Origin of the sequence: Polaribacter sp. (assembly GCF_036480315.1) — a bacterium.
Classification (GTDB): Bacteria; Bacteroidota; Bacteroidia; order Flavobacteriales; family Flavobacteriaceae; genus Polaribacter.
Genome location: NZ_JAZGGG010000029.1, coordinates 1 through 2,727 on the forward strand (window position 1 = coordinate 1; position 2,727 = coordinate 2,727).

3 protein-coding genes are annotated in these 2,727 nt (G+C 28.7%); 2 read left to right on the plus strand and 1 reads right to left on the minus strand.

Annotated elements, in window-relative coordinates; translation table 11 throughout:
* Nucleotides 1-256 precede the first annotated feature (256 nt).
* Both V3V28_RS05825 and V3V28_RS05830 read left to right on the plus strand, forming a co-directional pair.
* Nucleotides 257-1,042 carry a sensor histidine kinase gene (locus tag V3V28_RS05825; protein WP_331364085.1) on the plus strand — a complete coding sequence of 262 codons (786 nt, stop codon included), beginning with the start codon at nucleotides 257-259 and terminating at the stop codon, nucleotides 1,040-1,042.
* Nucleotides 1,035-1,667: a response regulator transcription factor gene (locus V3V28_RS05830; protein ID WP_331364086.1), complete on the plus strand. Its 633-nt coding sequence runs from the start codon at nucleotides 1,035-1,037 to the stop codon at nucleotides 1,665-1,667. Before V3V28_RS05825 ends, V3V28_RS05830 begins: the two co-directional genes overlap by 8 nt.
* A gap of 176 nt (nucleotides 1,668-1,843) precedes the next feature.
* Here V3V28_RS05830 and V3V28_RS05835 read toward each other — a convergent pair whose 3' ends face one another.
* Complete coding sequence (locus V3V28_RS05835) at nucleotides 1,844-2,536, minus strand: queuosine precursor transporter (protein WP_331364087.1); 693 nt, start codon at nucleotides 2,534-2,536, stop codon at nucleotides 1,844-1,846.
* Between the last annotated feature and the right edge of the window lie 191 nt (nucleotides 2,537-2,727).

Below are 2,727 nucleotides of genomic sequence, written 5' to 3' on the forward strand. Positions count from 1 at the left end.
ACAAATTAATTAGACAATATTTACCTAAAAAAACAGATTTTAACTTAATCAGTAACCAAACTATAAATATGATTATCAGTAAATTAAACAGTAGACCTAGAAAGTTATTAGGATACAGAACTCCTAATGAAATGTTTTTAGCTAATTTTAACCAAGTTGTTGCACTTATTAATTGAATCTAGCTATCATTAAGAATAAATTAGAAATCTTTACAGATGAATAGTTACCTATATAATTTTCTACCAAACACTTTAAAATGACAGAAGGAAATGCATCAATAGTAATTTTAATCACAACCTTAACCGTTGTGCTATTAATTGTTATTATTATTGTCATTTTTAGCATCTTTCAAAATAGAAAAATCAAGTTTTTATGTGCGCAAAGAGATGCAGAACAACGTTATGAAGAAGAAATTATAAAGTCGCAATTAGAAACACAAGAACAAACGCTACAAAATATAAGTTGGGAGTTACATGATAATATTGGTCAGTTACTCTCAGTAGCACGATTACAATTAAATATGCTACAACCCAACTTAACAGAAGATCAAAAGGCATTGGTTAATGAAACTGGTCAAATTATTTCTAAAAGTTTACAAGAAATAAGAACTTTATCAAAATTACTCAATCCCGAAGTAGTTCGGAATATTGGTTTAGAAGAGGCTTTACAGCTTGAAATTGACCGCTTTAATCGCTTAAATTTTATTCGTGCTACGTTAAATGTTGTTGGTGATACAGTCTCAATCAATCAAAAAGATGAAATTATTTTATTTAGAATCTTACAGGAATTTCTAGCAAATTCTTTAAAACATTCTAAAACATCAAAACTCAATATTACTTTAACATATACTCCACAGCACTTAACTATAAAAACGCAAGATTTTGGTATTGGCTTTGACAAAAAAACTATCAAAAAAGGCTCTGGATTATTAAATATGAAAAGTAGAGCTAAACTTATTGATACAAAATTCGATTTTCAATCAGAAAAAAATAAAGGTGTCTCACTAACATTAATTTATCCATTAAACAAAGAAAATGTCTAAACATGCAATTGCCATAATCGATGATCACTTACTTTTCTCTCAGTCTCTAAAAGGGTTGATTGCTACTTTTAATGATTTTGAAGTTACCATACAAGCAGCAAATGGTAAGGAGTTTATTGAAAAACTAAATGCTACTAATTTGCCTGAAATTGCTTTAATGGATATGAATATGCCAATTATGGGTGGTGTAGAAACAACATTAGTATTACAAGAAAAATTTCCAAGCATTAAAGTTTTAGCTTTATCTATGGATGATAATGAAACATCTATTTTAAAAATGATAAGAAGCGGTGCCAAAGGATATTTATTAAAAGATATTCATCCTGATATTTTATTAGAAGCCTTGCAAGGCGTGCTACATGAAGGTTTTTATCATACCAAAAGAGTTTCCAACACTTTAGTAAACTCTCTCCATAACAAAAAAGAACCCACAATTACACTTGTAAAAAGAGAGTTGGAATTTTTAAAATTGGCTTGTACAGAAATGACTTATAAAGAAATTGCTAGTGTTATGTTTTTAAGTCCAAAAACTATTGACGGCTATCGTGAGCATCTCTTTAAAAAATTAGAAGTAAAAAATAGGGTGGGCTTGGTAATTTATGCACTAAAGAATAAACTTGTCTAGTTTATTAAAGGTGGGTTCTAAAAATTCATTTCTTTCAAAAAACAAAGATAAGGTTTTCAGTGCTTCCTTTATACTTCACAAAATTTTCTTACACTATCTCGATAGTGCATTAAAAATTTTGATTCGTCAAAGAAAAGCTCTGAAAATTTTGATGCGAATGAATTTTTAGAACCCACCTAAACCTCTAAAACTACTTCTTCACTGGCTTTCAGGTTAAACAACCTTCTAAAATAATAAACTGCCAAATACAGCATTGGTGTATCTAATAAAGCAACTAAAACTTTAAACAAAAATCCGCTCAATAATAATTTCGAAAATAAACTCCATTCAATTACACCAAAAGAACACAATAAAAATAACACTGAAAATGTATCTAAAAACTGAGAAGTAATGGTTGAAAAATTATTGCGTAACCATAAATGCTTGCCATTGGTTTTTCTTTTCCAAAAATGATAAATTTTAATATCAACAAACTGAGCTAATAAATAAGCAATCATAGAAGAAAATACGGCAATAGAAGAGAATCCAAAAACTTTAGTGTACAAAGAATCATTTACTGGAGACCATTCTGTAGCTGGGACCATATTTGATACATAAAGAATTAATAAGGAGAAAAAAGAAGCGAAAATACCCATAATAACGACCTGATTTGCTTTTTTCTTCCCATAAATTTCAGATATAATATCTGTTACTAAAAATGTAATTGGATATGGCAATATTCCTACTGAGATTTCAAAAGTATAGATTCCAAAAAAATTCCATGAAAAAAATTTCTGAAAAATTAAATTTGACACCACCAAAGAAGTAATAAATAGTGCCGCTAATACCAAATAAATTTTATAAGCTAAGAATTTTTTAGATTTTTCCATCTTCTGTAAATGTAACAAAAAAAGTGAACTCATACGCTGATGTACAAATTCACTTGATGGAACTAATAGTAAACTACCTCGATGCAAGCATACGAGGCATTAAAACAATTTCAATTGATGACTTGTTTTAAGCTGAGTATATTCCTTCTCTAAACCTTGTTCCTTTACATATTTTGCTATTAGCTTTTCTG

Coding starts and splice junctions, on each gene's coding strand:
- V3V28_RS05825 (WP_331364085.1), top strand. CDS start 257: ATGACAGAAGGAAATGCATCAATAGTAATTTTAATCACAACCTTAACC.
- V3V28_RS05830 (WP_331364086.1), top strand. CDS start 1,035: ATGTCTAAACATGCAATTGCCATAATCGATGATCACTTACTTTTCTCT.
- V3V28_RS05835 (WP_331364087.1), bottom strand. CDS start 2,536: ATGGAAAAATCTAAAAAATTCTTAGCTTATAAAATTTATTTGGTATTA.